This window comes from Acinetobacter sp. ACIN00229 (genome assembly GCF_016106645.1).
In the GTDB taxonomy this organism is placed as follows: Bacteria; Pseudomonadota; Gammaproteobacteria; order Pseudomonadales; family Moraxellaceae; genus Acinetobacter; species Acinetobacter oleivorans.
Window position 1 is genome coordinate 13,984 of record NZ_JADWOM010000022.1, and the last position, 25,102, is coordinate 39,085.

Genomic DNA, 25,102 nt, shown 5'->3' on the forward strand with positions numbered 1-25,102 from the left:
ACTCATGCGTTCGTTCTAATTAAATTAATGTTTATCTCAAAGTTTTTGTGAAAATTCCTGCTTTTCAAACACTAAAAAAAGCGCACTCGGCGCTTTTAAATGGTTCAATTCATTGCTTAATAGGCATATGAAGCAATACCCGCAGCAATGGCTTTATCTTCATCATTGACCATGGTCATGCGCATGGTGCAGCCCTTACGACCTAAACGTAACACTTCAGCACGGGCAATAAAATACTTACCACGCCCCGGTGCTAAATAATCTACACGCATATCGACTGTTGCCAAACGCGACACTTGTTTAATCGTTTCAGTTAAAGTTTCTGGGGTTGAACGGCGATAGAGATGTTCCATGGCCACAATTCCACCAATACTATCGAGCAAGGTTGCAGCAACGCCGCCATGCAAAATCTGAAATGCCAGATTGCCAATCAGGTTGGGTTGCATCTCGATATAGCCTTCAATGTGCCCGTCCACTACACGCATAATCATTCCACTATGCTTAAAAAAAGGAGAGCTATTAAACGCCTTACATAATTGGTTGAGAACCACAGTTAGGTCAGTTTTTGCACCTAAATGGATGTTCCCAGTCCAATTTTTCTTTTCATCACTCATACGTTGCCTAAATTTAAAAGCATGATAAACACCCATAATTTTGTACAAATCCAGCATTATGGGGCTACAATACAGCAGTCGGTTGACAGTAATGGAATATCCGCCAACCTATCCTAGTGTAATACCGAACATCGAGATTGTTATGACTTATACGTTCAATCGTCCTGCATTTCCAGCCACTCGCATGCGCCGTATCCGTAAAAATGACCAGTTGCGTGCGATGGTCAGCGAAACACAGCTCACTACCAATCACTTGATTTATCCAGTATTTGTATTACCGGGACAAAATCAAACCCAAGATATTCCAAGTATGCCAAACATTCAGCGTTTGTCGGCAGATTTGTTACTGAAAAAAGCTGAAAGACTTTTGGAATTGGGCGTATCAAAACTGGCTCTTTTTCCAGTTACCCCGCAAGAAGATAAAAGCCTCACCGCAGAAGCTGCATGGCACGAAGATGGTTTAGTCCAAACCACGTGCCGTTTACTTAAAAAAGAATTACCAGAAATGGTACTAATTACTGATGGTGCCCTCGACCCTTACACGACTCATGGTCAAGACGGCATTATTGATGAAACGGGCTATGTGCTGAACGACGAGACTGTAGAGTGCTTAATTAAACAAGCGTTAAGTCACGCAGAAGCAGGTGCTGAAGTGATTGCACCAAGTGACATGATGGATGGCCGCATTGGCGCGATTCGTCAAGCTTTAGAAGCCAATGGTCACATCTACACCAACATCATGGCCTACTCTGCGAAATATGCGTCAAGCTTCTATGGTCCGTTCCGTGATGCTGTTGGCTCTGCATCCAACCTAAAAGGTGGTAATAAGTATAACTACCAGATGGACTTTGCCAACCGTGCCGAAGCGTTACATGAAATCGCGCTTGATATTCAAGAAGGCGCCGACATGGTGATTGTAAAACCGGGCATGCCATATCTGGATGTGGTACGTGAAGTGAAAGATACCTTTGGTGTTCCGACATTCATTTACCAAGTGAGTGGCGAATACGCGATGTTAGCTGGCGCAATTCAAAATGGCTGGTTATCAGACTCAGTCATTTTAGAATCACTCATGTGCTGCCGCCGCGCTGGTGCAGACGGAATCTGGACTTACTTTGCAGAAACCGCTGCCGAAAAACTCAAGGAAATGAACTAAGTTCGCAGAGAAAGGATAACACTGCATGCATATTGCAATCATTGGCGCGGGCATAAGTGGATTAATGTCTGCGCTGGAGTTGGTTGAACAAGGCTGTACCATCAGCATTTTTGATCAACAACAAGCGGGACAAGCAGCCTCTTGGGCTGGCGGAGGTATTCTCTCTCCGATGTATCCGTGGCGCTATGTGCATGCAGTGAATCAACTTGCTCAATTTGGTAAAGCCTCTTATCAAGAATGGAACCAAAAGCTCTACCCTATTACAGGGATTGATTTTGAAATTCATGACACCGGCATGCTGATTTTTGATGAAGAAGATTTTGACGTTGGTTTGTCCTACGCCGAACAGTATCAAGAACCGATGCAGCGCTGTGAATATTTACAGCGAGATGCGCTAGAACAAGTTAATCCGCATATTTCCGATCAGTTTCAAGAAGCCATTTATTTCCCTGAACTGTCTAATATTCGCAATCCACGAGTATTACAGTCCCTGATTAGCTATTTAAAACAACATCCAAATGTTGAGTTTTTTGAGCACTCTGCTGTTAAAAAACTGATTCAACATGGCGACGTTATACAAGCCCTACAAACTGAAGATGGTCGAAAACATACAGCAGACCATTTTGTAATAACTTCGGGGGCTTGGAGTCATTACTGGAACTCACAATTACAACTCGACATTCCAGTCGAACCTGTTCAAGGTCAAATGCTGTTATTTAAAACCCCTGCTCACTGGCTACCGACCATGTGCATGAATCGAGTGATGTATTTGATTCCACGTATGGACGGTCATATTGTTTGTGGGTCAAGCATGGCACATCGTGGTTTTGACACTTCGACCGATGAAACCACCCAGCACAATATTTTAGAAGCATGTTTAGAAATGGTGCCTGAACTGGCCGATTTCCCGATTGTACAGCGCTGGGCAGGCCTCAGACCAAGTTCACCAAATGGCGTTCCGTACATTGGCAAAATGCCTGAAATGGATAACCTCTGGGCAAACTTTGGTCATTTTAGAAATGGGTTATGTATGGGTGCAGGCTCTGCACAATTGCTCCGTCAGCTTATGCTGGGTCAACCGACATTAGTTGATGCCAAAGCATATTCGCCAGAGCGTTTGCAAAATAAAATCTTAGCCTGACGCGAGTACATTCTCTAAAGCCATTTTTAGTTGAGGATAAGCAAATTCAAATCCTTCTGCTTGCAGGGCTTCGGGTTTAACGTATTGACCATTCAAAATCAATTGCGATTGTTCCCCCAACAAACAGCGAAAAACCTTACTAGGCGCCGGCAACAGTGGTTTCTTATTCAAAACTTTGGCAGCTTGTTCAACAAATACCCTTTGGGTCACATTTTCTGGCGCCACAACATTGTAAATTTGAGCAGATTGAGGATGCTGAAATATAAACTCGATAGCGCTTAACACGTCTTCAATATGTACCCATACTACAGGCTGACGACCGTGACCAATTTGACCGACTAAATTGAGTCGAATCGGAAGCAAAATTTTAGGCAAAATGCCACCGCCCTGCCCAAACACTACGCCTAAGCGAATAATTTTAGTATTTTGCTGAGCGTCTGCTAAAGCTGCGTGTTCCCACTCTTGGCAAAGCTCGGACATAAAAATAGGCTGTGGCGAGCTTTGTTCGGTGCACACCTCTGCCCACTTTTCTTGATCATCTATTCCGTAATAACCAATTGCAGAACCAGAGACAATCACTTCTGGAAAAATTTCAGATTGCTTGAGCCATGCATATAACTTTCGGGTCGTATTTACTCGACTTTCAATGAGTTGTTTTTTACGTGACTCAGTCCAGCGTTTTTCGCCAATATTTGCGCCTGCCAAATTCACTACATAGTCAACTTGACGTGTCGAAATATCTTCAAATTTTTGCACCCACTGTAAGGCAGGATGGTCAGATTTCTTTCCAGCCTGCCGCGTCACAGCAATCACGTTATAATTTTTTTGCAGCAGGAACTTAATTAAATGCGTTCCGATAAAACCACTGGCACCCGTGATTAATACATTCTTATTCATAATTCCTCCAAAGCCGAGGACACAAGTTTTATTTCATTATATAAGACTCATTTATATTTAATCGTAGCTGTTTATGTAGTGATCTATTGCACATTAAACATTTTGTCTGCCATTCGCTGTGCCTGTTTGCCATAAAACCAGTAGGTAATTAAATAAAGCGGAATAGCTAACATTAAAAGCATAATCACCATAATGCTCAAGAACTGAGGTTGTTTGAGGTAAAGCATAAAGTTCTGCAAAATCTCTGGGTCTTTTCTAGCAAATAAAAACAGGCCAAATAAAACACCACATAAGTTATAGCCCCAAAAAATCAGGGTAAAACCTAAAGTAAATTTCTTTTTTTCTTGTACAGTCGGTGCACGGCGTTCTTTCTTTAAAAATTTAAATAAGACAAAAATCATTGCCCCCAAATATGGAACGGCTGTTAAAATACCGCCTACACTCGCTGGTAATAGTGCTGCAACCACACCTACAATTAAGGTGAGTACAATGCATAAAGCAAAAAACCAGAGAAAGTAAGTACGTAATTTGGTCATATTTTTGCCTAATTTATGGGTTCAAAAAATAATTATAAATTTTTTTCGATTTTTTTTCATTTTTCTGTCAACCAATTCGAATCTCTTGACGTTATATAGGGTAATAAGGTCGCAGCAACCGAATACTTCCTTTGCACGGCATCCGCAAAATTGTTTCGGTGACCTTTCATTACGACTCTTTTCTTCCTTCAGATTAGGTTTTGTTAGCAGCCGAAACCCTTGATGAAGTTTTTGACCGACGATTCTCTCATCACTCGAATCGTCGGTTTTTATTTTCTGGCACTTTCATTTATTTTACGCTCAGCATACACAATAGTCCTTTCGTGGCTATAAAGGCTATGCGTATACTTTTTGCACCATAAAAATATGTTTTAAATAATATGAACAATATTGCCTATTTTGAAATCCAGTCTTCAAATCCTGCCCGTGATGCGCAGTTTTATCAAACTGTGTTCGGCTGGCAATTTAAACTCGATGAAAACTTACCGATTGAATATTACCGCATAGAGACACCTTCAATTATGGGTGGACTATTAAAACGCCCAGCCCAAACGCCGCCAATGGAATATGGCACCAATGCATTTACCTGCTCGATTCAAGTCGAAAACTTCGATGAAGTAGCTGCAAAAATTTTAGCGCAAGGTGGCATTGTCGCAATGGATAAATTCGCCATTCCGGGCCGTGCTTGGCATGGTTACTTTGTCGATTTAGACCACAACGTTTTTGGTATTTTCCAAGTCGATGAAAATGCAGCTTAAAGATCTTATTTAACGACTCTATTTATTTTTTTATGTATAGCCACCGCCTTGTTATCGTTGGCTATTTCATATTGGTTATTCGGCAAAGCTAAAAGTGGCTTCACATGTAATTGGGAAATTCACCGAATTGGCAATCATGCATTCATGATGCGCTTCTTCATGCAATTTTGCTGCAAGCTCTTGGTCAGCACCTTTTTCCAAAACAATCTCTGGTCTTAAAATAATTTGGGTAAAGTGACCACGTTTGACTGGATCTGCATCCTCCATAAAGCCAAGTGCTTTGTCGATATAACTCAGCACATGAATATGATTAACTGCACATAGGTGTAAATACCAAAGTTTATGACAAGCTGAAGCTGATGCAACCAATAAATCCTCTGGGTTCCATCTGGTCACATCACCTAAATAGGCTGGGTCTGATGAACCTTGTATCGTGGCTTTTTGCGGATGTTGAATACTAAAGTCTCTTTTATATGAACGATAAGAAGAAGTGCCAGTTCCTGTATTCCCTTCCCACTGTATTTTTACTTCGTATTCATGAATGGTCATTTTGTTCTCAAAGTCCATGGTTTGACCTGATAGTAACAAAGCAAAGTTTAAAGTGAAAAATTAATTTAAGTTTCAACTTAGGCTTAAATAACGAGCACTTTAAAATGTCTTGATAAAATCTCTTGTCAATTTATGCTAACGTATCTGTGTTTATTTTGGCTTGATGTCTGTTTCTATGTCCGTACATTTTCTACATACTTCTGACTGGCATTTGGGGCAGTTTTTTTATAATCATTCACGCCATTACGAACACCAACAATTTTTAAGCTGGTTGCTCACTCAAATTCAAGAAAAACAACCGCATGCCTTGCTCATTGCTGGCGATATTTTTGATGTGATTAACCCCGGTTCTCAAGCACAAAAACAACTCTACCAATTTTTAGCAGATGCCCATCGCATTGCACCGCACATGCAAACGCTTATGATTGCGGGTAACCACGACTCAGGCTATCGTATTGAACAGGTCGAACCACTCTTAGAAAAATACAACGCAAAAACCGTGGGCGTGGTTCGTTGGAATGAAGATAAAACGCTAGATCTCGATCGACTACTTTTACCTATTTATAATCAAAATCAAGATATTGTGGCGTGGTGCCTTGCCCTACCTTTTTTACGTTCAGCCGAAATCACGGGCTTTAATGAACATACCACCAACAGTAAAAACGCGATTGCCTATTTGCATCAGCAACTCATTGCCGAAGCCAAACGTCGTAAGACACCAGACCAAGCGCTTATTTTGATGTCGCATGCACACATGCAAGGTGGAGAAACATCTGACTCTGAACGCCCAATTATTATTGGTAATGAAGAGGCGCTTTCAACGACATTATTTGAAGATGCTGTCGATTATGTCGCTTTAGGGCATTTGCATAAGCCACAAAAAGTAGGTCAGCCTCATATTCGTTATAGCGGTTCACCGATTCCGCTTTCATTTAGTGAAATTAACTATAAGCACCAAGTGGTTGAGGTCAAAATTGACCCAGCTCAAGAGACAGACAACCGTTTGCAATTTGAAGCTATAGAAATTCCGCGTTGCATACAATTGCACCGTATTCGTGGTGAGTTAAACGAAGTATTGCAACAACTTAAAGCATTGCCAAAGGGCGTGATTGAGAATATTGACCACCGTGAATATGTCGATATTGAATATTATAGTTTAACGCCGCCGCAACCTAATTTACGTCAGCAGTTTGAAGCGGCTCTACCGCCTGACCGCTACCGTTTAGTGCGCATTTCACGTCAATATGTGAATAAAGATGCTACCGATTCAAATACCACTCAGCAAATCGCCCTTGAACCGCCAACACCAGAAAAACTCTTTCAAAATATTTGGGAAAAACAAGGTTACAGCGCCGATGACGCGGTCTTAAAAGATTTTCTGAGTCTGGTACAAGAAGCACAAAAAAATCTTGAAAATGATGCAACCCCTTAAGGATATGTCATGAAAATTTTATCCATTCGAATAAAAAATCTGGCATCTCTTTCTGATGAACACTTTATTGATTTTGAAAGCGCACCTCTCGCCCATGCGGGTTTAATTGCGATTGTGGGAAAAACAGGAGCTGGTAAGTCGACCATTTTAGATGCCATGTGTCTGGCTTTGTTTAATCGGGTTCCTCGCCTTAAAGACAGCGATGGTAAATTAAAAGATGTTGATGGTTCAGAGTTACTCACTAACTCACCTTTAACTGTCTTACGCCGTGGTACAGGACATGGGTTTGCTGAGCTTTGCTTTATCGCACAAGATCAAAAACGCTATTTGGCACGTTGGGAAATTAAACGTGCGCGTGAAAACCCAAATGGTAAATTACAAAGCGTGCAACGCCATTTAAAATGCCTGACCGATGGCGTGGTACTTGCAGACAAAGCCAAAGCGGTTGATGAAAAAGTTAAGCAAATTACCCAGCTTTCTTTTGAACAGTTTACTCGTGCTGTACTACTTGCTCAGTCAGAAGTGACCGCGTTTTTAAAAGCACGAGACAGCGAACGCGGTGAGTTACTCGAATACCTAACCAACTCCAGTATTTTCGCCAAAATTGGTGAATTGGCTTTTCGTAAAACCGCAGATATTGCAAAGCAGCGTAAACAGCTTGAAGAGTTCTTAGGCCACATTGAAATTTTGTCTGATGAAGAAATTGCGGCTTTTACCGAACAATATCAGCAAGCCGAGCAAAACCATCAACAGTTAGAACAACAAAAAAATGTCTTAGACAAACAACAACAATGGTTTGAGCGCAAAGCGAAACTTGAGCAAGAAGTTCAAGCTAAACAACAACAGTTTCAAACTCAACAAAATCATCATCAACAATTGGCTGGTGAGCGTGAGCAATTAAAACGACTCGAAGTTTTTTCTGAAATACGCCCACAAGTTTTTCAGCAATCTCAAAATTTACAAACCCTACAACAACTTGAGCCGAAAATTCAGCAAGCTCAAACCAAGTTTAATGAGTTGGTGCAAATTTTTGAAACGGGACAAAAACAATATCAACTTGCAGAACAAGAGCTCAAACAGACGCTCGATTTTGAGCAGCAGCATCAACAAGCTTTAAATCAAGTTCGACAGTCCATTCAAGAACGCGCCTTTATTGCCGATGAATATAAAAAGTGCAAAGAAAAAAGAAACGTACTTGAGCAAAAACTCAGTCCACTGCACCAGCAGCAAAACACTGTGCAACAGCACATTGCGCAGCTTGAGCAGAACCAAATTCATCTACAACAACAGCTTACCCAAACTCAGCAATATGCTGTGTTGGATAAAGGCCTTTCAGCCCATTTAAATCAACTTGGGCAATTTATTCAAAATTACCAAGCAATTGAACAGCAGCTCGGCAACCCTGCCCTTGCTCGCCAGAAGCTATCAGAAGCTAAAAGTGAACTCGAACAGATCACTGTTTCTGTAGGCACAGTTGAACAGATTGAGTTAAAGCTTGAACAACAGCGTAAAGATAAAGATCAGAAACTTGCTCAAATCACTCAGTTAGATCTGATTCAGCAAAAAATAAAAACTTATCATGAGTTATATGCTGAGCTTCAGCAGTTTGCTGAAAAACATACTCAAACCTCAGAGCAAGAACAGCGGCTAAAAACCCTTTGCCAGTCGACTGAGCAAGAGTACCAAACAGCAAAAACTGAACGTGAAAATTTACAGCACATCCTGCAACAACAGCGTTTATTACACACCGAAAATATTGAGCAGTTACGGGCCAATCTTAAAGAAGGTGAAGCGTGTTTAGTATGTGGAAGCACACATCACCCCTATCGTGTTGATGACAGTGCAGTCTCCAAGGCCTTGTTCGATTTACAGCAACAGCAAGAACAACAGGCTATTGCATTAGAGCAAACTAAATTTAATACATGGCAAACACAGCAACATGCGCTTACCCAGTGTCGTGCCGAGCTTGAGCAAGTTCAGAAATACTTAACTCAACTTAAAGCCAAACAATCAAGCTTGCAGCAAGAACTTGAGCAGCAGTTTAGCCTCAATCAATTGCAAATTGAGCTTAATCAGTCTCCTGAACAAATCTTGCTAACGCTGAACGAACTCAGACAAGCGGCACAAACTGTTTTAAGTTCATTTGACTCAGAAAACTTGCGTTTAGCCCAAGCAATTAAACAACACAATCAGCTTGTTCAAACGATTCAACGTAATGAAAGTTTGCTCAATACGGCACAGCAATGGCAACAACAAGTTCAACATATTGTTGAGTGTTTATCTGAAACCGAGCAGCACGCGTGGCAGCAGTCGAGTAGCCAAACGGCTAAGCAGACTTGGGCGATTCTCGACACACGTGCTAAGCAGCTTGAACAACAAGAACAGCTTGCACAGCGTTTTGAACAGCAGCAACAAGAACTTAAAATGTTAGCTGCCAATCTTGAACAAATGACCAAGCAAATTGATGAGGTCGATCAAAATCTCAAAGACATTACGCTTAAAGGCCAACAGAATAATGAAAAAGCGGTGTCGCTCATTCAACAAATGACTGGTCGCGCTGACATTAAACCGCACGAATGGTTAATTGAGCACGATGCCAAACGTCAGCAGCAACAAACGGCATATCACGAAGCTAAACAGCGTTTCGAACAAACCAGACAGCACTTTGAACAGCAAAAACAGGCGCTCGATCAACTTAAGCATCAACATCAACATACCTCGCAACATCAGCATCAGATTGATGAGCAAATTCAAAACTGGTTAAAGGCCCACGCTGATTTTCAAGCATCTGATCTTACGGCGCTCATGCAGATTAATTCTGCCCAAGAGCAAGACATTCGTAACCAACTTAATCATGCTGAGCGTCTATTAAGTGAAGCTTCTTCTGCCCTTAAGACCATGCAAGAGCAATTGAGCGAGCATTTACAAACTCAGCCAGATATTGAAAATGAAAAGCTCGTTAGCCTTATTCAAAACAATATTGCAGAGCTTAAAGCACAACTTGAAGTACGTGATCGGCTTAAGCTTAAGCTCGAGGTGCATCAGCAAAATCTTGCGAAGCAGCAACAATACGCTGAGCAAATTCAAAACATTCAGCAAGAAGAACATCGCTGGAGCAAAATTTCAGGTTTAATTGGCGATGCTAAAGGTAAAGAGTTCCGTGACTATGCCCAGCAATATCACTTAGATATTTTAGTAGAACATGCTAACCAGCAACTGGCGATGCTTTCTCAGCGTTATACGCTTAAACGTCTAGAGCAATCGTTAAGTCTTGCGATTATTGACCACGACATGGATGGAGAAACCCGCTCTGTCGCATCTTTATCTGGTGGTGAGTCATTCTTAACAGCCCTTGCCTTGTCTTTAGCGATTGCCAATATGGCATCGGGTTCAATGAAAATTGAATCTCTGTTTATTGATGAAGGCTTTGGTACTTTGGATGCTTCTTCTTTGCACATGGTCATGAATGCTTTAGATCAATTGCAAAATCAGGGACGTCAGGTCATTCTCATTTCACACATTCAAGAAATGCATGAGCGTATTCCTGTACAAATTCAGGTGAAACCACTTGGTGCTGGCGCAAGTACGATTGAAGTCGTGGGTTAATTTATTAGCATTTCATATCTTAAACTTGATTGAATCTTATATAACAAAGGGGCGTATTATTTACGCCCCTTTGTTTCTAGTATTACCTTGTACTAATTTTTTATTTTTAAAACATCAAAAAATTAATTCACGGAGAGTACGACAACTGCAAAACCGATACAGTACATACCGAACAAATGCCAGCGTCCATGTTCTAACCATGAAGACAACCATTTTAGCGCCAAAAGACCAGCACCGAAGCTAAAGCACATGCCCAATAAGCTTGGAACCATCGAATGGAACACTTGTCCATGCGCCACGGTTTGTAAGCCTTGAGCGTGAATTAAACGATATAACTCTTTTAAAATAACGGCTGGTGTTAGTACCACAGCCAACGCAAAACTGAACTCTTCAGCCTTTTGACGTGATACACCTAAAAATAAACCTGTAGAGATGGTTGCACCAGAACGTGAAAAGCCACGGAAAGGCAAACATAAAGCCTGCACCGCCCCAATAATAGAAGCACTACGCAAACTAATTTCACCCTGCTGACCACGATCTAAACGTGAAGATAAAATAATAAGAACACCTGCCGAAATTAGCGCGGCTGCCATGAGTTTTGAGTTACTAAATAAATGCTCAATTTCGAAACTGCTCGCGCCGCCAAAAAACACATGTTTAATCAAAGATTGAAGCGCTAAACCAAGCACGCCTGTAATAAGCGTTGCCAAAATAATATAGAAGGCTTGTTTTTCAAAACTTTCCCAAGAAGAAAAATAGGTTTTTTTCCAAGATTTCCAAAAGTAGACAATCACTGCAAACATCGTACCTGTATGTAACATCACAAGTAAGAAAGTCATATCAGGTGCAGATGGATCATACCCCATTAACTTTTCAGCTAAAATAACGTGTGCGGAACTAGAAACTGGCAATAATTCAGCGAATCCCTGAATGATTGCCAGAATGAAAACATGCAACAAATCCATACCCTACACACTCAAATATTAAAATATCTGGGTTATAAGCTAGGAAAATTAAATTTAAATTAACAAATTACAGTTACCCGACAAAACGTTTATCTAAATTGTAAAAGTCATTTTTTCTCAACTGTATCGCGCTTTCCAAATAAAGCCGTTCCTACACGTACCATGGTTGAACCTGCGACAATCGCAGCGTCTAAATCACCTGACATTCCCATGCTTAATGTGTCCCAGTGTTCTGGGTAGGCATGTTTTTCTTTCACAGCATCGAACAAGGCTTTAGCATCTACAAAAGCGGCTGTATTGTCTGGTGCTGGAATTACCATCAAACCACGTAGTTTGATTTTTGCTAATTGGCTAATTTGAGCGACTAACTCCGCAACCTCATCTGGTGCACAACCATCTTTACTGTCTTGCCCATCAATATTCACTTGCAAACAAATATTCAAATCAGATTGATCTTGAAGTCTTTGATTAGATAATCGCTCAGCAATAATTAAACGATCTACACCATGCACCCAATCAAACTTTTCAGCCAAATGTTTAGTCTTGTTGCGCTGAACATGACCAATAAAATGCCATTCAATTTCTAAATCGTGTAAAGCTTCGATTTTTTCCAAAGCTTCCTGTAAATAGTTTTCACCAAATGCTCTTTGCCCTGCTGCATACATTTCACGCAAACTTTCACTCGGATGTGTTTTTGATACGGCTAAAAGTTGCACAGTTTCAGGCGCACGCTGAGCATGTTCACAAGCAACTCTGATTTGCTGTAATACGTGCTGCCGCGCATCTTGCAGGTAATTCATTGACAAGGTTCTCATTTTCAAAAAACTTTTTTGCTTTTCACCTAAAGCGAGGTGTTGGTAAGCCTCGGTGAAAGCCGTATATTATTCTACAAAATAATGACATATTTTGATTTACTTGGGGAAATTATGGATATTACAGAGCTACTCGCCTTCTCTGTGAAAAATGGCGCGTCCGATTTACACTTGTCTGCTGGCATGCCACCGATGATTCGCGTTGATGGTGAAGTCCGTCGCATTAACTTACCGGCTCTAGATCATAAAGATGTTCACCGTCTGGTCTATGACATCATGAATGATAAACAACGCCGAGACTACGAAGAAAAGCTCGAAACCGACTTTTCTTTTGAAGTGCCAAATGTTGCTCGTTTCCGTGTTAACGCATTTAACCAAAACCGCGGTGCTGGTGCAGTATTCCGTACCATTCCATCTAAAGTACTTACTATGGAAGATTTAGGCTTAGGTCAAATCTTTAAAGATATTTGCGACTATCCACGTGGGATTGTACTGGTTACAGGCCCAACGGGTTCGGGTAAATCTACGACGCTTGCAGCGATGATGGACTATATCAACGAAAATCGTTATGACCATATTTTAACGGTTGAAGACCCTATCGAATTTGTACACCAGTCGAAGAAATGTTTGATTAACCAGCGTGAAGTACATCGCGATACACATGGCTTTAACGAAGCACTACGCTCAGCACTGCGTGAAGACCCAGATATTATTTTGGTCGGTGAAATGCGTGACCTTGAAACCATCCGTTTAGCACTTACTGCTGCCGAAACGGGTCACTTGGTATTTGGTACGCTCCATACGACTTCTGCTGCAAAAACCATTGACCGTGTGATTGACGTATTCCCTGCCGAAGAAAAAGACATGGTTCGTGCCATGTTATCTGAATCTTTACAGGCTGTTATTTCACAGACCCTGCTTAAAAAGAATGGCGGTGGGCGTGTCGCAGCACATGAAATCATGATTGGTATTCCTGCCATTCGTAACTTAATTCGTGAAAACAAAGTCGCCCAAATGTATTCATCAATTCAGACTGGTGCAAATCATGGCATGACGACACTCGACCAAAGCTTAAAAGGTTTAGTTTCTCGTGGAGTGATTAGTCCACAAACGGCTCGTACTGCTGCAAAACAGCCTGAATCATTCCTATAAAAATAATTAGAGAATAAATATGGATTTTAATGACTTACTCAACCTCATGGTTGAAAAAAAATCATCCGATCTTTTTATTACAGATGGTGTTGCACCATCTATGAAGATTAACGGACAAATTGTTCCAATTTCAAAGAATAGTCTTTCAGGCGAAGTAATTGGTCAACTATTACATTCCATCATGAGCGAAAAGCAACGCAAAGAATTTGCAGACACTCGTGAATGTAACTTTGCCATTATGAACCGTGATAAAACTGCCCGCTTTCGTGTGAGCGCTTTTCAGCAGCGTGACATGCCAGGCATGGTACTACGTCGAATTGAAACTAAAATTCCTTCAATTGATGACTTGCAGTTACCGACTGTTCTTAAAGATTTATCAATGACCAAACGCGGTATCATTATTTTTGTTGGTGCGACAGGTACGGGTAAATCGACGTCTTTAGCTTCAATGATTAGCTATCGTAACCACAATACTAAAGGTCATATCATTACCATTGAAGACCCGATCGAGTTTATTCACGAACATGCGGGCTGCATCATTACCCAACGTGAAGTCGGAATCGATACGGACTCATTTGAAATTGCCTTAAAAAATACTTTGCGACAAGCACCAGATGTCATCTTGATTGGTGAGATTCGATCTCGTGAAGTAATGGACTACGCGATTGGCTTTGCTGAAACAGGTCACCTTGTATTAGCCACAATGCACGCCAACAACGCTAACCAAGCACTTGACCGTATCATTCACTTCTTTGAAAGTGACCGCCACAGTCAGCTCTACATGGACTTATCTCTTAACTTAAAGGCCATGATTGCTCAGCAACTTATTCCAACGCCTGATGGCAATTCTCGCCGCGCCGCAATTGAAATTTTAATTAACTCACCATTAATTTCAGATTACATTCGTAAAGGTGAAATTCATGAAATTAAAGATTTAATGAAACGATCACGTGAACTCGGTATGCAAACCTTCGACCAAGCATTGTTTGATCTCTATAAAGCAGGCCAAATTACCTACAAAGATGCATTAAAACATGCCGATTCACCAAATGATTTACGTTTGACGATTAAGCTTGCGGAAGAAGGACCTGATCAAATTGCAGGCACAAATCAGCATTTAACCTTCGACCGACAGTAATTTCTTCATAAAAAAAGGAAGGTTAAACGTAACCTTCCTTTTTTATTTGTTTCCTTTGTGTGAAAACGATTATTTCTTACGCAGAACTTCCTGACATTCAGGTTCGTTACAGTAACCGTAGAGGTTTAATGAGTGACCCGTTAAGGTAAACCCATGTTGCTCTGCTACAGCATGCTGTTCCTTCTCGATAACATCATTAGTAAATTCAATAACTTTGTTGCAATTATGGCAAACCAAATGATCGTGATGATCTTCTTGCATAATTTCGAAAACAGAATGATTATTTTCGAAATGATGACGCTGAATGATACCTGCAGCTTCAAATTGTGTTAACACACGGTAAACTGTCGCAAGACCGACATCTTCCCCTTGTTCTAACAAAGTCTTGTAAATATCTTCAGCACTAAGATGATGTTGCTTTGAATTTTCTAATAATTCCAAAATCTTAATTCGTGGAAGGGTAACTTTAAGTCCAGCTTTGCGCAAATCTTGATTGGAAATAGGCATGAAAAAAGGTCTCTCAACAAATCTCAAGTTGGAATAGGCAATAGAATTTAGATGAAGTATGATCTATCCTTTGATCAAATGCATCATAATTTATTGGGATAGTGTAGCAAAATGCAAAAACTCGTGCTGACGTTATTAGTCACTTCACTCCTTGCTGGTTGTTCAATCTTTGGTGTATATAAGGTTGATATTCCTCAAGGGACTCCTTTGACCAAAGCTCAGGCCTCTCAAGTACAAGTCGGCATGAATTTCCAGCAAGTGCGTTTTTTGCTTGGTAGTCCAACTGTGACTGATCCACTCAATCCTCAGCGTTGGGACTACATTTACAACTATATCCCGGGAACGTATGCTAAAAAGGCAAAAATCCCCGCAGCACATGGTCAGCATTTAAAAATTTACTTTGATGGCACTGGCACAGTAACTAAAATTGAAGGTTTAGAAACTATTCCAGAGTCGCAACCAGGTTTACCTGCTTCTAAAGAAGCGATTTTAACTGCCCCACCACTATAATCGTTTTTTCTAATAAAAATAAACCCCTCAAGTGAAATACTTCGAGGGGTTTTATTTATGGGGCTTATTGCTTTAAGCGATTACTTTTAATATATCGCCCCACAGGATTTTGCTCGGCGCGTTTACGGCGTATATCCTTAGGATTAATCGTTAAAGGCCGATAGACCTCTACCCGATCACCTGCTTGTAAAATCGCATGTGCTTCAACTTTTGCACCAAATATGCCAAGTTGTAATGGCTCCGGCAAACTTATCTGTGTCTGCAACCCACTCGCTTCAACTGCTTGTAATGCTGTCATTCCAGCTTCAAATGGAATAGCAACTAGAAACTGTTGCTCTGGGGCTGCAAAAGCAACCCACACTTGCTGAGCTTTTTCCATCAGATAATTTGTCCAACTACCGCAATCATGGCAATTACAATTGAAAGCGGTAAAACAATACGTACCGCAATACGCCACAAGTTATAGAACAACTCATTGCTAAAATTCATTGATTTACGCAAGTGGCTAATTTTCATAATCCAGCCAGCAAAAATTGCATAGATCAGGCAAATGAGTAATCCCCAAAGCATCAAAATCAGCGTAAAGATGCCGTGAAGTTCCGGCACAGCCCAAACTGCAATTGCTACAACAATAATCACCCATTGTAAAACGTACACCAGTTGACGTTGAGCAAGCTGTTCTTTAGCAAGTTGAATAAACAGCGCTGTTGTCATTACCGCAGTAAAAAGCCAGGTAAAAACAGGAAGCTGTGCTTGAAGAGAAAAGAAACCAAACGCAACAACAGCAATTAACTGAGCTAACCAGATTGGAAGTACAGTTCTTGTAGCGCCTTCTTGAGAGTGAATTACAGACAAGCTATTTTGCCAGTAAAGTCCTAAGCCTAAACCACTCGCAACAAGAGCAAGTACAGTTGCATTACCCCACTCTTTAAACTCAACATTTGTCCAATGCCAAGGCTGTAAAGTCGTTCCCATTGTATTAGCTAAAACAAGAGAAGCAATTACACCGACTGTCATTAACACAATTAAAATCTGACGCGGAATAAAAGATAAAATTAAAGCCGCAACTGCAAGACCAGCAAAAATAATTTGCCCAGAAATACTGTTATTAAGCTGTACTGTCAGTAAATTGCCAGCAGTACTCAGTACATTCCCGGCTAAAAATGGAATAAAAATAACTGCAAGCCAACCAGCCAAACGCCATTTTGGTGAACTATCTGCTTCACGAGTTAAACTTGATAAAGCATTTAAAGCAGTAGTCTTCGACCGTTTTGCTAAGGCAATTTCTAAATAACAAACTGGCAGAGCTAATAACAGCATTGTGCCCAACCACAATAACCAGAAATCGATTTGACGATCAATCTGGATCCCCACAGCGGGTGCCAATGTCGCCATAATGATGAAAGACAAGCAAAACGCCATCAGGGGCGATAACCATCGTGACATAGGTATGTCCTGCATTATGCATTCCTTGAAAAAGACTATAGATATTTTGCCCGTCTCATGCCTGAAAATCAAAGCTTGCTCAATAAAAAAAGCAAACTACCGAAACGATAGTTTGCTGCGCTAACTAAAATTATAAGTTTTGTTATTTAAGTTATGCGAAAAACCGAGCAAACCAGTTTTTCCCTTTCTTCTTTTCTTTTTCTCTAATAATTCCCATCATATTTTCTTTTACAGCCCCTACATAATCGGCATCATCATGTTGAATATGGTTAATTAACCATTTTGCTAAAATTTCTTGTAGCTCTTTTTCAACAGTATGTCCCATTTCAAAACGCTCACGATATAACTCTATCTTTTTAATAAATAAGTCATGTACACGTTTATGTGGTACACGATATTTATAATCGGCTTCCTCTTGTAAACTTTCTTCGAAAGTAAAATGAGATTGCGTGTAATCAATAATATTATCTAAAACATCTTTAATTCGACGTCTATCTGCATCATCTTTTACATCATCAATTTCATTAATATAATCAAGTATTCGTTTATGTTGCTCATCAATAACATCAATACCCGTATTATATTCTGAAGCCCATTTCATTTTCATACATCTCCCCAATGATGTTCAATGACTGTTGCATAAACCTCATGATATATTTAAAGAATATAAATAAAAACAAAGCTATTTTGTCGGGTTTATCATATAAAAATTATATTAAACATAAATTATTGTTTTTATTTATTTTTTAAAATTTTAACCAACTAAAATAATAAAGTATTTTTTAAACAAAATACTTTATTATTAAGCGTTTAATATATATAGATATTCCTATTTATATATTTTAAATATACTTTATATTAATATTGATCTGCACGAGTAATACGTTTAAGTTCAGGATTTTCCTGCTCACACTTTAATCTCTCTACATAAGTAATTGCTTTTTTAATTGGTTCGCCATGTTGAAATAAAATCATTTCACCGGGCTGATAAGCTGTCCAATTTTCATTATGTGTTAAAGGTTCAGTTGTTATTACTGCCACACGATCTTCAGGGGTTGTTACCTGACTAAAATCGACTTCGACATCTAAATCAATTAAATGAGCCTGATTAAATGGATATTCTCGAACCAACCAATGTAATTTAGTAATCGCGTAACTAAATAATGCCTTGCCATTCGATAAGCAATAATTAAATGTGCCGTACTCAGCAATTTGTGGCGAAATTTTTTCTAATACTTCAAATATCTGCTCAAGGCTTGGTTCTTCATAGCCAAAAGCTTCAACAAGTTGATCGAGCAAATAACAAAATGCGCGTTCACTGTCTGTATTCCCCACTGGCGTAAAACGTCCACTCAGTGGTGGATCAAAGTCATGTAAATCACCATTATGGGCAAAAATCCAATGACGCCCCCACAACTCTCGAATAAAGGGATGAGAATTTTCTAAAGTGATTTTACCTTGAGTCGCTTTACGAATATGCGCGATCACGTTACGTGATTTAATAGGATAATTACGGATAAGATCGGCAATTGGAGATTCAACTGCCGACTGGTTATCGACAAATAAACGGCAAGCCTTATCTTCGAAAAATGCGATACCAAATCCATCACTATGGTCTGAGGTAATTCCTGCACGCTGTGAAAAACCACGGAAAGAAAAAGTAATATCCGTTGGTGTTGCACAATTCATTCCTAATAGCTGGCACATATCGCTTTTAAACTACTTCTAATTACCCCATCTGCTCTATTGTGCATGAGAGTAAAATTGCTTGCAAATCTCAATATGTGCTGGCTATTAGAAAATACAACATATGATTAACGCTGACCCATTTTATTCATGACAAATGAAGTTGCCACTTTATTCACTTCCAGAAATACAAAATAATCTAGACAGTTAAACTCTTCATCAAAAAAAGCCTGTTTCGATAGTTTTGATTGCATGCTCAAATACATTTGGAAGAGTTTCGGCATACGCTCATCTTGTGGAAAGCTAAATTCAGGATATTCAGGTTCGTAGATTTTTTTCGAACGAATATCAATGGTTTTACTTTCAGATAATTGCTGAATCTGGCGATGCGTGTAGTACGCTCTAGCCAAATTATCTTGCAAATGAATACTGACACACCCCATCAAGTATTTAGCGCGCATTGACCATAGCACTTTCGGTGCAAGGTTCAACCACAGTGTCGATAATGCTTTACCATTACGAAAGCGAGGATGGACACAGGTACGCCCTATTTCTAATACATTAGGAAGATGTGATAACTGAGGAACAATATCAAACTCATGTGCGCTGTAGCTTTGTGCAATCTCATGACCTTGAAATAGTTTTAGACGGGTATATGCGACAATCTCTCCAGTCCACTTTTCACGTAAGACTGCATGCTCACAACCAAAATCATAAATGTCTTGGTCTAAGTTATCTTCAAAATGAATTCCAAATTGTTGGCTAAATTGTTGTGCACGAAACCGCTGTACATCTTGTAATTCTTTTAAATTATCAACCCATTCAAAACGAAATTGTGTCTGATTTATTGCTTTATGACGATTTAAAGGTAAAGTCCAGGTTTGGCGATATTGATTAAATTTTTCCAGCATAATGAACGCTCCTAGTGACACCCCTTACACTAGTCAAAGCTCATGACAAAAAAATGACCAAACTAAAGTGGTATAAAAAAAGACCACCTAGGGTGATCTTTTTATTGAGAATAGCGGATTTCTTAAGCTGTTTTAGTGCGATTAGAAATGAGTGTACCCACTCCATGATCAGTGAAGATTTCAAGCAATGTTGCATGTGGTACGCGGCCATCAACAATATGTGCGCTTACAACACCGCCTTTGACAGCATCAAGTGCACAGCCTACTTTAGGAATCATACCGCCATAGATCACACCTGTTTCAATGAGGCGATCAACTTCTTGCGTAGTAAGACCAGTTAACAAATTTTTATTTTCATCAAGCACACCAGTAATATTGGTAAGCAAAATTAACTTTTCAGCGCCTAGTGCTTCTGCAACCTTACCTGCAACTAAATCAGCATTAATATTATAAGTATTGCCTTCTTCATCCACACCTAATGGTGCAATCACTGGAATAAAGTCACTTTGAGTGAACATTTCCAATACATCTGTTTTAACGCCAGTCACTTCACCAACCATACCCAAGTCGATATGTTTGATAGAACCGTCTTCTTCTTGCTTTTCCATAAGTAATTTACGGGCACGAAGTAAATTACCATCTTTCCCTGTTAAACCAATTGCACGGCCACCATGTTTATTAATCAGGTTAACAATTGATTTATTTACGCTACCACCTAATACCATTTCAACCACTTCCATGGTTGCAGCATCAGTTACACGCATACCGTCAATACGGTCAGACTCGCGGCCTAACTGCTTTAAAAATGAGTCTACTTGTGGTCCACCACCGTGAACAACAATCGGATTTAACCCGACAGTTTTAAGTAAAACGATATCGCGAGCAAATGAACTTTCGAGCTCCGGATCAGTCATCGCGTTGCCACCGTATTTCACCACCAGCGTTTTACCAGTAAAACGTTGAATATACGGCAAAGCTTCAATCAAGATTTTTGCTTTGTCGACACCGATATGCTGATGTTGGGGCATTACGCCTCTCCTTACTTAGGCCTCTGAAAGTTCTTGTGCAATTTGCGGATAGTGCTCTTGCAACATATCTACAAATTTTTGCTGGATTTCCTTTAATCGTAAAGGATTATCTGCATCAAATCTTACTGTAAAATATTCACCAGTATTTGATGCTCGAATAATGCCAAAACCATCATCAAAATCAAGACGTACGCCATCGATTTTACTGATGCGGGCACCTAAACGATGACTTAAAATTTCAATATCTTGTAATACATACTTTGGATCAGACTGATACGTACCAATATAGGTATCTTCTGTACAACATCTTTCTGGATAAGGAGCAAATAATTCAGAAATTGTTGTCGCACTCGATTGAGTAAAATATTCCATTACACGTAATGCAGCATATAGACCGTCGTCGTATCCGAAACCACGCCCATCATTAAAAACGTAGTGGCCTGCATATTCTCCACCAAAAATGGCGCGTCCATTTGACTGAGATAAATAAGCTCTTAAGAAGCTACTTCCCGTGCGAATCATTTTTGCTTTTCCGCCGAGTTGTTCGACCGTTTTTTGAACCATGCGTGAACATTTCACGTCAAAAACAATTTCTTGCTCAGGGTGTTGTTCTAAGCACATTTGCGCAAAAAGTGATAATAAACGGTCTGCTGTCAATATCTGGGCTTTTTCATCGACTAAAACGACACGGTCTCCATCACCATCCAGAGCAATGCCGATATCTGCTTGCTGCTCAACCACTGCTTTACGCAAATGAGTTAAATGAGCTGCATGCGAAGGGTCTGGTGCATGATCTGGAAACTCGCCATTCGGATGGGTTCGTAAAGCAATGACTTCACAGCCCATTTTTTCCAAGATTAATTTTGAGCAGTGTCCAGCAGAGCCATGTAAACCATCTAAAATAACTTTTAAAGGACGTTTTAATTGAATATCTTTAAAAATGGCTTGCTGATATTTCTGGCAAAATTCAGCTTTAAATTGAGGTAGGGTTAACTCAAGTACAGAAATGGAATGAGCTGGTACATAATTTTGAGCTTCGTCACCCACCTGCTGAATCATTTCCGGAGACGGCGGTTCACCTTTTAAAATCCACTTAATACCATTATCCGATTTTGGATTATGGCTTGCAGTCACCATAATGCCATTGCCACCAAAATCTCTCGCAATGTAATACATCATTGGTGATGAACAACAACCAATGTTGGTAACTTTTAAACCTTGTTCTACTAAAATTTCTTCAATTAATTGTGCATAGGCTGGACTTGTGAGACGGGCATCATAGCCAATCACTAATTGGGTTTGTTCTGCTTGTTTGTATTGTTGTGCCAATCCGTAGGCAATCGAACGAACAACGTCCGCGGTTAAGTAAGAAAGTTTGCCTCTAATATCGTAAGCACGAAAAATACTTTTTGGAAATGAGTGTCTTACATTCATAGCGTATCTTCTATTTAAAGATCAATCCGATCTATCGCAAAAACATAGATTATTCAAAATTTTTGAAAGGTTTATTTGCTAAAAAAGTTAAAAGAATATGAGTAAAGCGTGTTGTAATATAATCCATTGTAACATTCAAGATATAAAAAGAAACGCCTGTTCAACAGGCGTTTCTTTTTCGTTAATATTTTAAAAAACTTATTGTTTACCTGTGTGACCAAAGCCACCAGCGCCACGTAAAGTTTCTTCAAATTCTTCTACTTGCTCAAATTCAGCTTGTACGACTGGCACTAAAACATATTGTGCCAAGCGCTCACCTGGTTCTAAACGGAATGTTGTTTGACCACGGTTCCAAACCGAAACCATCAATTCACCTTGGTAATCTGAATCGATCAAACCAACTAAGTTGCCAAGCACGATACCGTGTTTATGACCTAAACCTGAACGCGGTAAAATTAAACCAGCAAAATTTACATCATGAATATAAATTGCCATACCTGTTTTAACTAAAACAGTTTGTCCTGGTTCAATATCAATTGCTTCATCGACGCAGGCACGTAAATCTAAACCCGCTGAACCTGCTGTTGCATATGAAGGTAAAGGCCATTCTTTACCTAAACGCGGATCGAGCAATTTCACTTGAACTTTCATGGGATTTCCTAAAAATTAAAAAATTAACGCTTTAATAAAGCTTTTAAATTTGCCAGATATTGTTGAGCCTGTTCTTTAGGGTCAACATTAGCCGCAATTTTCTTTTTACGCCCTAACCACTCCAGCTCATCTTGCGGAAGTTCATCAAGGAAACGGCTAGGTGTCATCTGTTTCATCTGTCCGCCATTTTTACGCTGTTCTGCCAGTGTTAATGTTAAACCTTGGCGTGCACGGGTAATTCCCACGTACATGAGACGGCGTTCTTCCTCAATGGTTTCTGCTGCAATCGAGTTTTTATGCGGCAATAGTTCTTCTTCGAGTCCCATAATGTACACATATGGGAATTCCAAACCTTTTGCAGCATGCAGAGTAAGTAAGTTAACTTTGTCCGTATCTTCTTCTTCCTGTTGCTGTTCTAACAGATCAAGCAGAACCAGTTTTCGAATGACGCTTTCAATATTTTTTTCATCAACGTCTTCTGCACGGTTAATGAGGTTTTGAATACTGGTAAATAAATTCTCAATGTTATCGAGCTTACTTTTCTCTTGTGCAGGTGTTGCAGACTGTTCACGAACGTAATCCATATAACCAGCTTCGTTCATCATTTGACGAACTTTAGGCACAGGTTCATCGTCTTCTAACAATTCACGCGTAAATGTCGCGATAAAGTCAGCAAACTCATGAAGCTGAGTTTCTGCCTTTTTAGGAAGCACCATGCTTAAACGTTGATCAGCAGAAGCACCAAGTAAAGACAAATTATTTTCTTGCGAGAATAAACCTAACTTCTCAAGAGTAACTGGGCCAATCGCACGTTTAGGCGTATTAATAATACGCAAGAAAGCACTGTCATCTTCTGGATTAATAATAAGACGTAAATAACTCATCACGTCTTTAATTTCTGCACGAGCGAAGAACGAAGTACCGCCAGAGAGTTTATACGGAATTTGCATTTGGCGAAGCTGGGTTTCTAATACACGTGCCTGAAAGTTTCCGCGATACAAAACGGCATAATCTTTCCAGTTCTTACCGTTCATTAGCTTATGAGTCAGTAAGTCTTTGACTACGCGTTCTGCTTCATCATCATCATTACGACATGTAATGATTCGGATAACCTCACCATGCCCTTTATCACTCCACAATTTCTTATCAAAAATATGTGGGTTGTTTTGAATCACACAGTTGGCAGCTTTTAAAATACGGCTGGTCGAACGGTAATTTTGTTCAAGCTTAATAATATGTAGATTTGGGAAATCTTGTTTAAGCAACGCCATATTTTCAGGCTTAGCACCACGCCATGCGTAAATCGACTGGTCATCATCACCTACCGCGGTGAACTGACCCATTACCCCAACTAAAAGTTTCACCAAAATATACTGAGCGGTGTTGGTATCTTGATATTCATCGACCAATAAATAGCGAACACGGTTTTGCCATTTATCACGTACTTCTGCATTCTCTTGCAGTAAACGTGTTGGCATAACAATTAGGTCATCAAAATCAACAGCGTTGTAAGCACGTAAATTACGTTCATAAAGTTGGTAAAGATGGGCAAACTGTACATCTTCAGGTGTTTCACAAGTTGAATGTGCTTGCTCTGGCACGATCAGATCATTTTTCCAATCTGAAATTTTCTTCATTGCCTTAGCAATTAATTCTTTACTCTCTGCACCTGACAAATTGTCGCGATGCATCAAATCCATCAAAATACGTTTACAGTCATCTGCATCTAAAATCGAAAAATTAGCTTTTAAAGGTAAATTTTTAAGTTCTAAACGTAAAAGGTTTAAACCAAAAGTATGAAAAGTCGAAACAGATAAACCTTTTGATTCTTCACGTGACAAAAGCTTGGTCACACGCTCTTTCATTTCACGAGCAGCTTTGTTTGTGAAGGTCATCGCGGTTATACGATGCGCTGGAATACGGCAATGCTGCACCAAATAGGCAATTTTACGCGTAATTACCGATGTTTTACCTGAACCAGCGCCAGCAAGCACCAATAAAGGGCCCTGAGTATATTTCATGGCTTCTTCTTGCTTGTTGTTCAATTGACTGGCAGATGACATCGTGTATTACCTCTTAATTTTTCGAGCATGATTATAGTCATCTCTGTTTTAGAATCCCAATAGTAAATCTATGGATATGTATAAATGATGTCTAATAATGCAATTTATGC

24 protein-coding genes are annotated in these 25,102 nt (G+C 39.8%); 8 read left to right on the forward strand and 16 right to left on the reverse strand.

Annotated features, from left to right (window positions below; all coding sequences use genetic code 11):
* Nucleotides 1–116 precede the first annotated feature (116 nt).
* Entirely contained in the window at nucleotides 117–614 is a 498-nt protein-coding gene (locus tag I7H67_RS17040) for a thioesterase family protein (RefSeq protein WP_004703260.1), read from the reverse strand.
* Nucleotides 615–756: 142 nt separating this feature from the next.
* Between I7H67_RS17040 and hemB the strand changes: the two genes are divergently transcribed.
* Entirely contained in the window at nucleotides 757–1,770 is a 1,014-nt protein-coding gene (gene hemB, locus I7H67_RS17045; RefSeq protein WP_004794101.1) for a porphobilinogen synthase, read from the forward strand.
* 25 nt (nucleotides 1,771–1,795) lie between these two features.
* Entirely contained in the window at nucleotides 1,796–2,911 is a 1,116-nt protein-coding gene (locus tag I7H67_RS17050) for an NAD(P)/FAD-dependent oxidoreductase (protein WP_198308409.1), read from the forward strand.
* On the opposite strand, the gene I7H67_RS17055 is transcribed toward I7H67_RS17050, so the two are convergent.
* Both I7H67_RS17055 and I7H67_RS17060 read right to left on the reverse strand, forming a co-directional pair.
* Nucleotides 2,903–3,808: a TIGR01777 family oxidoreductase gene (locus tag I7H67_RS17055; RefSeq protein ID WP_198308410.1), complete on the reverse strand. Its 906-nt coding sequence runs from the start codon at nucleotides 3,806–3,808 to the stop codon at nucleotides 2,903–2,905. The genes I7H67_RS17050 and I7H67_RS17055 overlap by 9 nt on opposite strands.
* Before the next feature lie 83 nt (nucleotides 3,809–3,891).
* Nucleotides 3,892–4,344 carry an ABZJ_00895 family protein gene (locus I7H67_RS17060; protein WP_013198753.1) on the reverse strand — a complete coding sequence of 151 codons (453 nt, stop codon included), beginning with the start codon at nucleotides 4,342–4,344 and terminating at the stop codon, nucleotides 3,892–3,894.
* Between the two features lie 380 nt (nucleotides 4,345–4,724).
* Here I7H67_RS17060 and I7H67_RS17065 point away from each other — a divergent pair, with 380 nt between their 5' ends.
* Nucleotides 4,725–5,102 (forward strand): VOC family protein, encoded by a 378-nt coding sequence (locus I7H67_RS17065; RefSeq protein WP_042897761.1) that lies wholly within the window; start codon nucleotides 4,725–4,727, stop codon nucleotides 5,100–5,102.
* A 75-nt stretch (nucleotides 5,103–5,177) separates the two neighbouring features.
* Here I7H67_RS17065 and I7H67_RS17070 read toward each other — a convergent pair whose 3' ends face one another.
* Entirely contained in the window at nucleotides 5,178–5,651 is a 474-nt protein-coding gene (locus I7H67_RS17070; RefSeq protein ID WP_198308425.1) for an OsmC family protein, read from the reverse strand.
* Between the two features lie 163 nt (nucleotides 5,652–5,814).
* Between I7H67_RS17070 and I7H67_RS17075 the strand changes: the two genes are divergently transcribed.
* Nucleotides 5,815–7,083: an exonuclease SbcCD subunit D gene (locus I7H67_RS17075; RefSeq protein ID WP_198308411.1), complete on the forward strand. Its 1,269-nt coding sequence runs from the start codon at nucleotides 5,815–5,817 to the stop codon at nucleotides 7,081–7,083.
* A gap of 9 nt (nucleotides 7,084–7,092) precedes the next feature.
* Nucleotides 7,093–10,689 carry an AAA family ATPase gene (locus I7H67_RS17080; RefSeq protein WP_198308412.1) on the forward strand — a complete coding sequence of 1,199 codons (3,597 nt, stop codon included), beginning with the start codon at nucleotides 7,093–7,095 and terminating at the stop codon, nucleotides 10,687–10,689.
* Between the two features lie 122 nt (nucleotides 10,690–10,811).
* Here the strand turns inward: I7H67_RS17080 and I7H67_RS17085 are convergent, their stop codons facing one another.
* Both I7H67_RS17085 and I7H67_RS17090 read right to left on the reverse strand, forming a co-directional pair.
* Complete coding sequence (locus tag I7H67_RS17085) at nucleotides 10,812–11,654, reverse strand: undecaprenyl-diphosphate phosphatase (protein WP_198308413.1); 843 nt, start codon at nucleotides 11,652–11,654, stop codon at nucleotides 10,812–10,814.
* 107 nt (nucleotides 11,655–11,761) lie between these two features.
* Nucleotides 11,762–12,454 (reverse strand): YggS family pyridoxal phosphate-dependent enzyme, encoded by a 693-nt coding sequence (locus I7H67_RS17090; RefSeq protein WP_198308414.1) that lies wholly within the window; start codon nucleotides 12,452–12,454, stop codon nucleotides 11,762–11,764.
* Between the two features lie 126 nt (nucleotides 12,455–12,580).
* Here I7H67_RS17090 and I7H67_RS17095 point away from each other — a divergent pair, with 126 nt between their 5' ends.
* Both I7H67_RS17095 and I7H67_RS17100 read left to right on the forward strand, forming a co-directional pair.
* Nucleotides 12,581–13,618 carry a type IV pilus twitching motility protein PilT gene (locus tag I7H67_RS17095; RefSeq protein WP_003653239.1) on the forward strand — a complete coding sequence of 346 codons (1,038 nt, stop codon included), beginning with the start codon at nucleotides 12,581–12,583 and terminating at the stop codon, nucleotides 13,616–13,618.
* A 19-nt stretch (nucleotides 13,619–13,637) separates the two neighbouring features.
* A complete protein-coding gene (locus tag I7H67_RS17100) occupies nucleotides 13,638–14,756 on the forward strand; it encodes a PilT/PilU family type 4a pilus ATPase (protein WP_198308415.1) in 1,119 nt (372 codons plus the stop codon).
* A gap of 69 nt (nucleotides 14,757–14,825) precedes the next feature.
* On the opposite strand, the gene fur is transcribed toward I7H67_RS17100, so the two are convergent.
* On the reverse strand, nucleotides 14,826–15,263 hold the full coding sequence (fur, locus tag I7H67_RS17105) for a ferric iron uptake transcriptional regulator (RefSeq protein WP_002121758.1): 438 nt from the start codon (nucleotides 15,261–15,263) through the stop codon (nucleotides 14,826–14,828).
* 111 nt (nucleotides 15,264–15,374) lie between these two features.
* Here fur and I7H67_RS17110 point away from each other — a divergent pair, with 111 nt between their 5' ends.
* Entirely contained in the window at nucleotides 15,375–15,773 is a 399-nt protein-coding gene (locus I7H67_RS17110) for an outer membrane protein assembly factor BamE (protein WP_003653245.1), read from the forward strand.
* Between the two features lie 64 nt (nucleotides 15,774–15,837).
* Here the strand turns inward: I7H67_RS17110 and I7H67_RS17115 are convergent, their stop codons facing one another.
* The 9 genes from I7H67_RS17115 to I7H67_RS17155 form a co-directional block, all read right to left on the reverse strand.
* A complete protein-coding gene (locus I7H67_RS17115; protein WP_198308416.1) occupies nucleotides 15,838–16,152 on the reverse strand; it encodes an RnfH family protein in 315 nt (104 codons plus the stop codon).
* Nucleotides 16,152–17,219, reverse strand: a complete 1,068-nt coding sequence (locus I7H67_RS17120) for a hypothetical protein (protein ID WP_198308417.1) — start codon at nucleotides 17,217–17,219, stop codon at nucleotides 16,152–16,154. The genes I7H67_RS17115 and I7H67_RS17120 overlap by 1 nt, the downstream gene beginning before the upstream one ends.
* A gap of 151 nt (nucleotides 17,220–17,370) precedes the next feature.
* Nucleotides 17,371–17,826, reverse strand: coding sequence for a bacteriohemerythrin (locus I7H67_RS17125; RefSeq protein WP_151767741.1), 456 nt, complete (start codon nucleotides 17,824–17,826; stop codon nucleotides 17,371–17,373).
* A gap of 251 nt (nucleotides 17,827–18,077) precedes the next feature.
* Nucleotides 18,078–18,926 carry a class II glutamine amidotransferase gene (locus tag I7H67_RS17130; protein ID WP_198308418.1) on the reverse strand — a complete coding sequence of 283 codons (849 nt, stop codon included), beginning with the start codon at nucleotides 18,924–18,926 and terminating at the stop codon, nucleotides 18,078–18,080.
* Nucleotides 18,927–19,033: 107 nt separating this feature from the next.
* Nucleotides 19,034–19,816 (reverse strand): GNAT family N-acetyltransferase, encoded by a 783-nt coding sequence (locus I7H67_RS17135; protein ID WP_004794129.1) that lies wholly within the window; start codon nucleotides 19,814–19,816, stop codon nucleotides 19,034–19,036.
* Between the two features lie 122 nt (nucleotides 19,817–19,938).
* Entirely contained in the window at nucleotides 19,939–20,844 is a 906-nt protein-coding gene (gene argB / locus I7H67_RS17140) for an acetylglutamate kinase (protein ID WP_004794131.1), read from the reverse strand.
* 15 nt (nucleotides 20,845–20,859) lie between these two features.
* Entirely contained in the window at nucleotides 20,860–22,278 is a 1,419-nt protein-coding gene (locus tag I7H67_RS17145; protein ID WP_005303157.1) for a phosphomannomutase/phosphoglucomutase, read from the reverse strand.
* 198 nt (nucleotides 22,279–22,476) lie between these two features.
* The gene (dut, locus tag I7H67_RS17150; protein ID WP_003653255.1) at nucleotides 22,477–22,929 is read right to left on the reverse strand and encodes a dUTP diphosphatase; all 453 of its coding nucleotides are present in this window, start codon (nucleotides 22,927–22,929) and stop codon (nucleotides 22,477–22,479) included.
* Between the two features lie 23 nt (nucleotides 22,930–22,952).
* Entirely contained in the window at nucleotides 22,953–24,992 is a 2,040-nt protein-coding gene (locus I7H67_RS17155; RefSeq protein WP_005303153.1) for a UvrD-helicase domain-containing protein, read from the reverse strand.
* Between the last annotated feature and the right edge of the window lie 110 nt (nucleotides 24,993–25,102).

Excerpts from the sequence above, each read along its gene's own strand:
- I7H67_RS17130 (WP_198308418.1), bottom strand. The coding sequence starts at position 18,926 with ATGTGCCAGCTATTAGGAATGAATTGTGCAACACCAACGGATATTACT.
- I7H67_RS17065 (WP_042897761.1), top strand. The coding sequence starts at position 4,725 with ATGAACAATATTGCCTATTTTGAAATCCAGTCTTCAAATCCTGCCCGT.
- I7H67_RS17145 (WP_005303157.1), bottom strand. The coding sequence starts at position 22,278 with ATGAATGTAAGACACTCATTTCCAAAAAGTATTTTTCGTGCTTACGAT.
- I7H67_RS17090 (WP_198308414.1), bottom strand. The coding sequence starts at position 12,454 with ATGAATTACCTGCAAGATGCGCGGCAGCACGTATTACAGCAAATCAGA.
- I7H67_RS17120 (WP_198308417.1), bottom strand. The coding sequence starts at position 17,219 with ATGTCACGATGGTTATCGCCCCTGATGGCGTTTTGCTTGTCTTTCATC.
- I7H67_RS17135 (WP_004794129.1), bottom strand. The coding sequence starts at position 19,816 with ATGCTGGAAAAATTTAATCAATATCGCCAAACCTGGACTTTACCTTTA.
- I7H67_RS17050 (WP_198308409.1), top strand. The coding sequence starts at position 1,796 with ATGCATATTGCAATCATTGGCGCGGGCATAAGTGGATTAATGTCTGCG.
- I7H67_RS17085 (WP_198308413.1), bottom strand. The coding sequence starts at position 11,654 with ATGGATTTGTTGCATGTTTTCATTCTGGCAATCATTCAGGGATTCGCT.
- fur (WP_002121758.1), bottom strand. The coding sequence starts at position 15,263 with ATGCCTATTTCCAATCAAGATTTGCGCAAAGCTGGACTTAAAGTTACC.
- I7H67_RS17155 (WP_005303153.1), bottom strand. The coding sequence starts at position 24,992 with ATGTCATCTGCCAGTCAATTGAACAACAAGCAAGAAGAAGCCATGAAA.
- I7H67_RS17125 (WP_151767741.1), bottom strand. The coding sequence starts at position 17,826 with ATGAAAATGAAATGGGCTTCAGAATATAATACGGGTATTGATGTTATT.
- I7H67_RS17100 (WP_198308415.1), top strand. The coding sequence starts at position 13,638 with ATGGATTTTAATGACTTACTCAACCTCATGGTTGAAAAAAAATCATCC.
- I7H67_RS17095 (WP_003653239.1), top strand. The coding sequence starts at position 12,581 with ATGGATATTACAGAGCTACTCGCCTTCTCTGTGAAAAATGGCGCGTCC.
- I7H67_RS17060 (WP_013198753.1), bottom strand. The coding sequence starts at position 4,344 with ATGACCAAATTACGTACTTACTTTCTCTGGTTTTTTGCTTTATGCATT.
- I7H67_RS17110 (WP_003653245.1), top strand. The coding sequence starts at position 15,375 with ATGCAAAAACTCGTGCTGACGTTATTAGTCACTTCACTCCTTGCTGGT.
- I7H67_RS17115 (WP_198308416.1), bottom strand. The coding sequence starts at position 16,152 with ATGGAAAAAGCTCAGCAAGTGTGGGTTGCTTTTGCAGCCCCAGAGCAA.
- I7H67_RS17080 (WP_198308412.1), top strand. The coding sequence starts at position 7,093 with ATGAAAATTTTATCCATTCGAATAAAAAATCTGGCATCTCTTTCTGAT.
- I7H67_RS17040 (WP_004703260.1), bottom strand. The coding sequence starts at position 614 with ATGAGTGATGAAAAGAAAAATTGGACTGGGAACATCCATTTAGGTGCA.
- I7H67_RS17055 (WP_198308410.1), bottom strand. The coding sequence starts at position 3,808 with ATGAATAAGAATGTATTAATCACGGGTGCCAGTGGTTTTATCGGAACG.
- I7H67_RS17070 (WP_198308425.1), bottom strand. The coding sequence starts at position 5,651 with ATGACCATTCATGAATACGAAGTAAAAATACAGTGGGAAGGGAATACA.
- dut (WP_003653255.1), bottom strand. The coding sequence starts at position 22,929 with ATGAAAGTTCAAGTGAAATTGCTCGATCCGCGTTTAGGTAAAGAATGG.
- argB (WP_004794131.1), bottom strand. The coding sequence starts at position 20,844 with ATGCCCCAACATCAGCATATCGGTGTCGACAAAGCAAAAATCTTGATT.
- hemB (WP_004794101.1), top strand. The coding sequence starts at position 757 with ATGACTTATACGTTCAATCGTCCTGCATTTCCAGCCACTCGCATGCGC.
- I7H67_RS17075 (WP_198308411.1), top strand. The coding sequence starts at position 5,815 with ATGTCTGTTTCTATGTCCGTACATTTTCTACATACTTCTGACTGGCAT.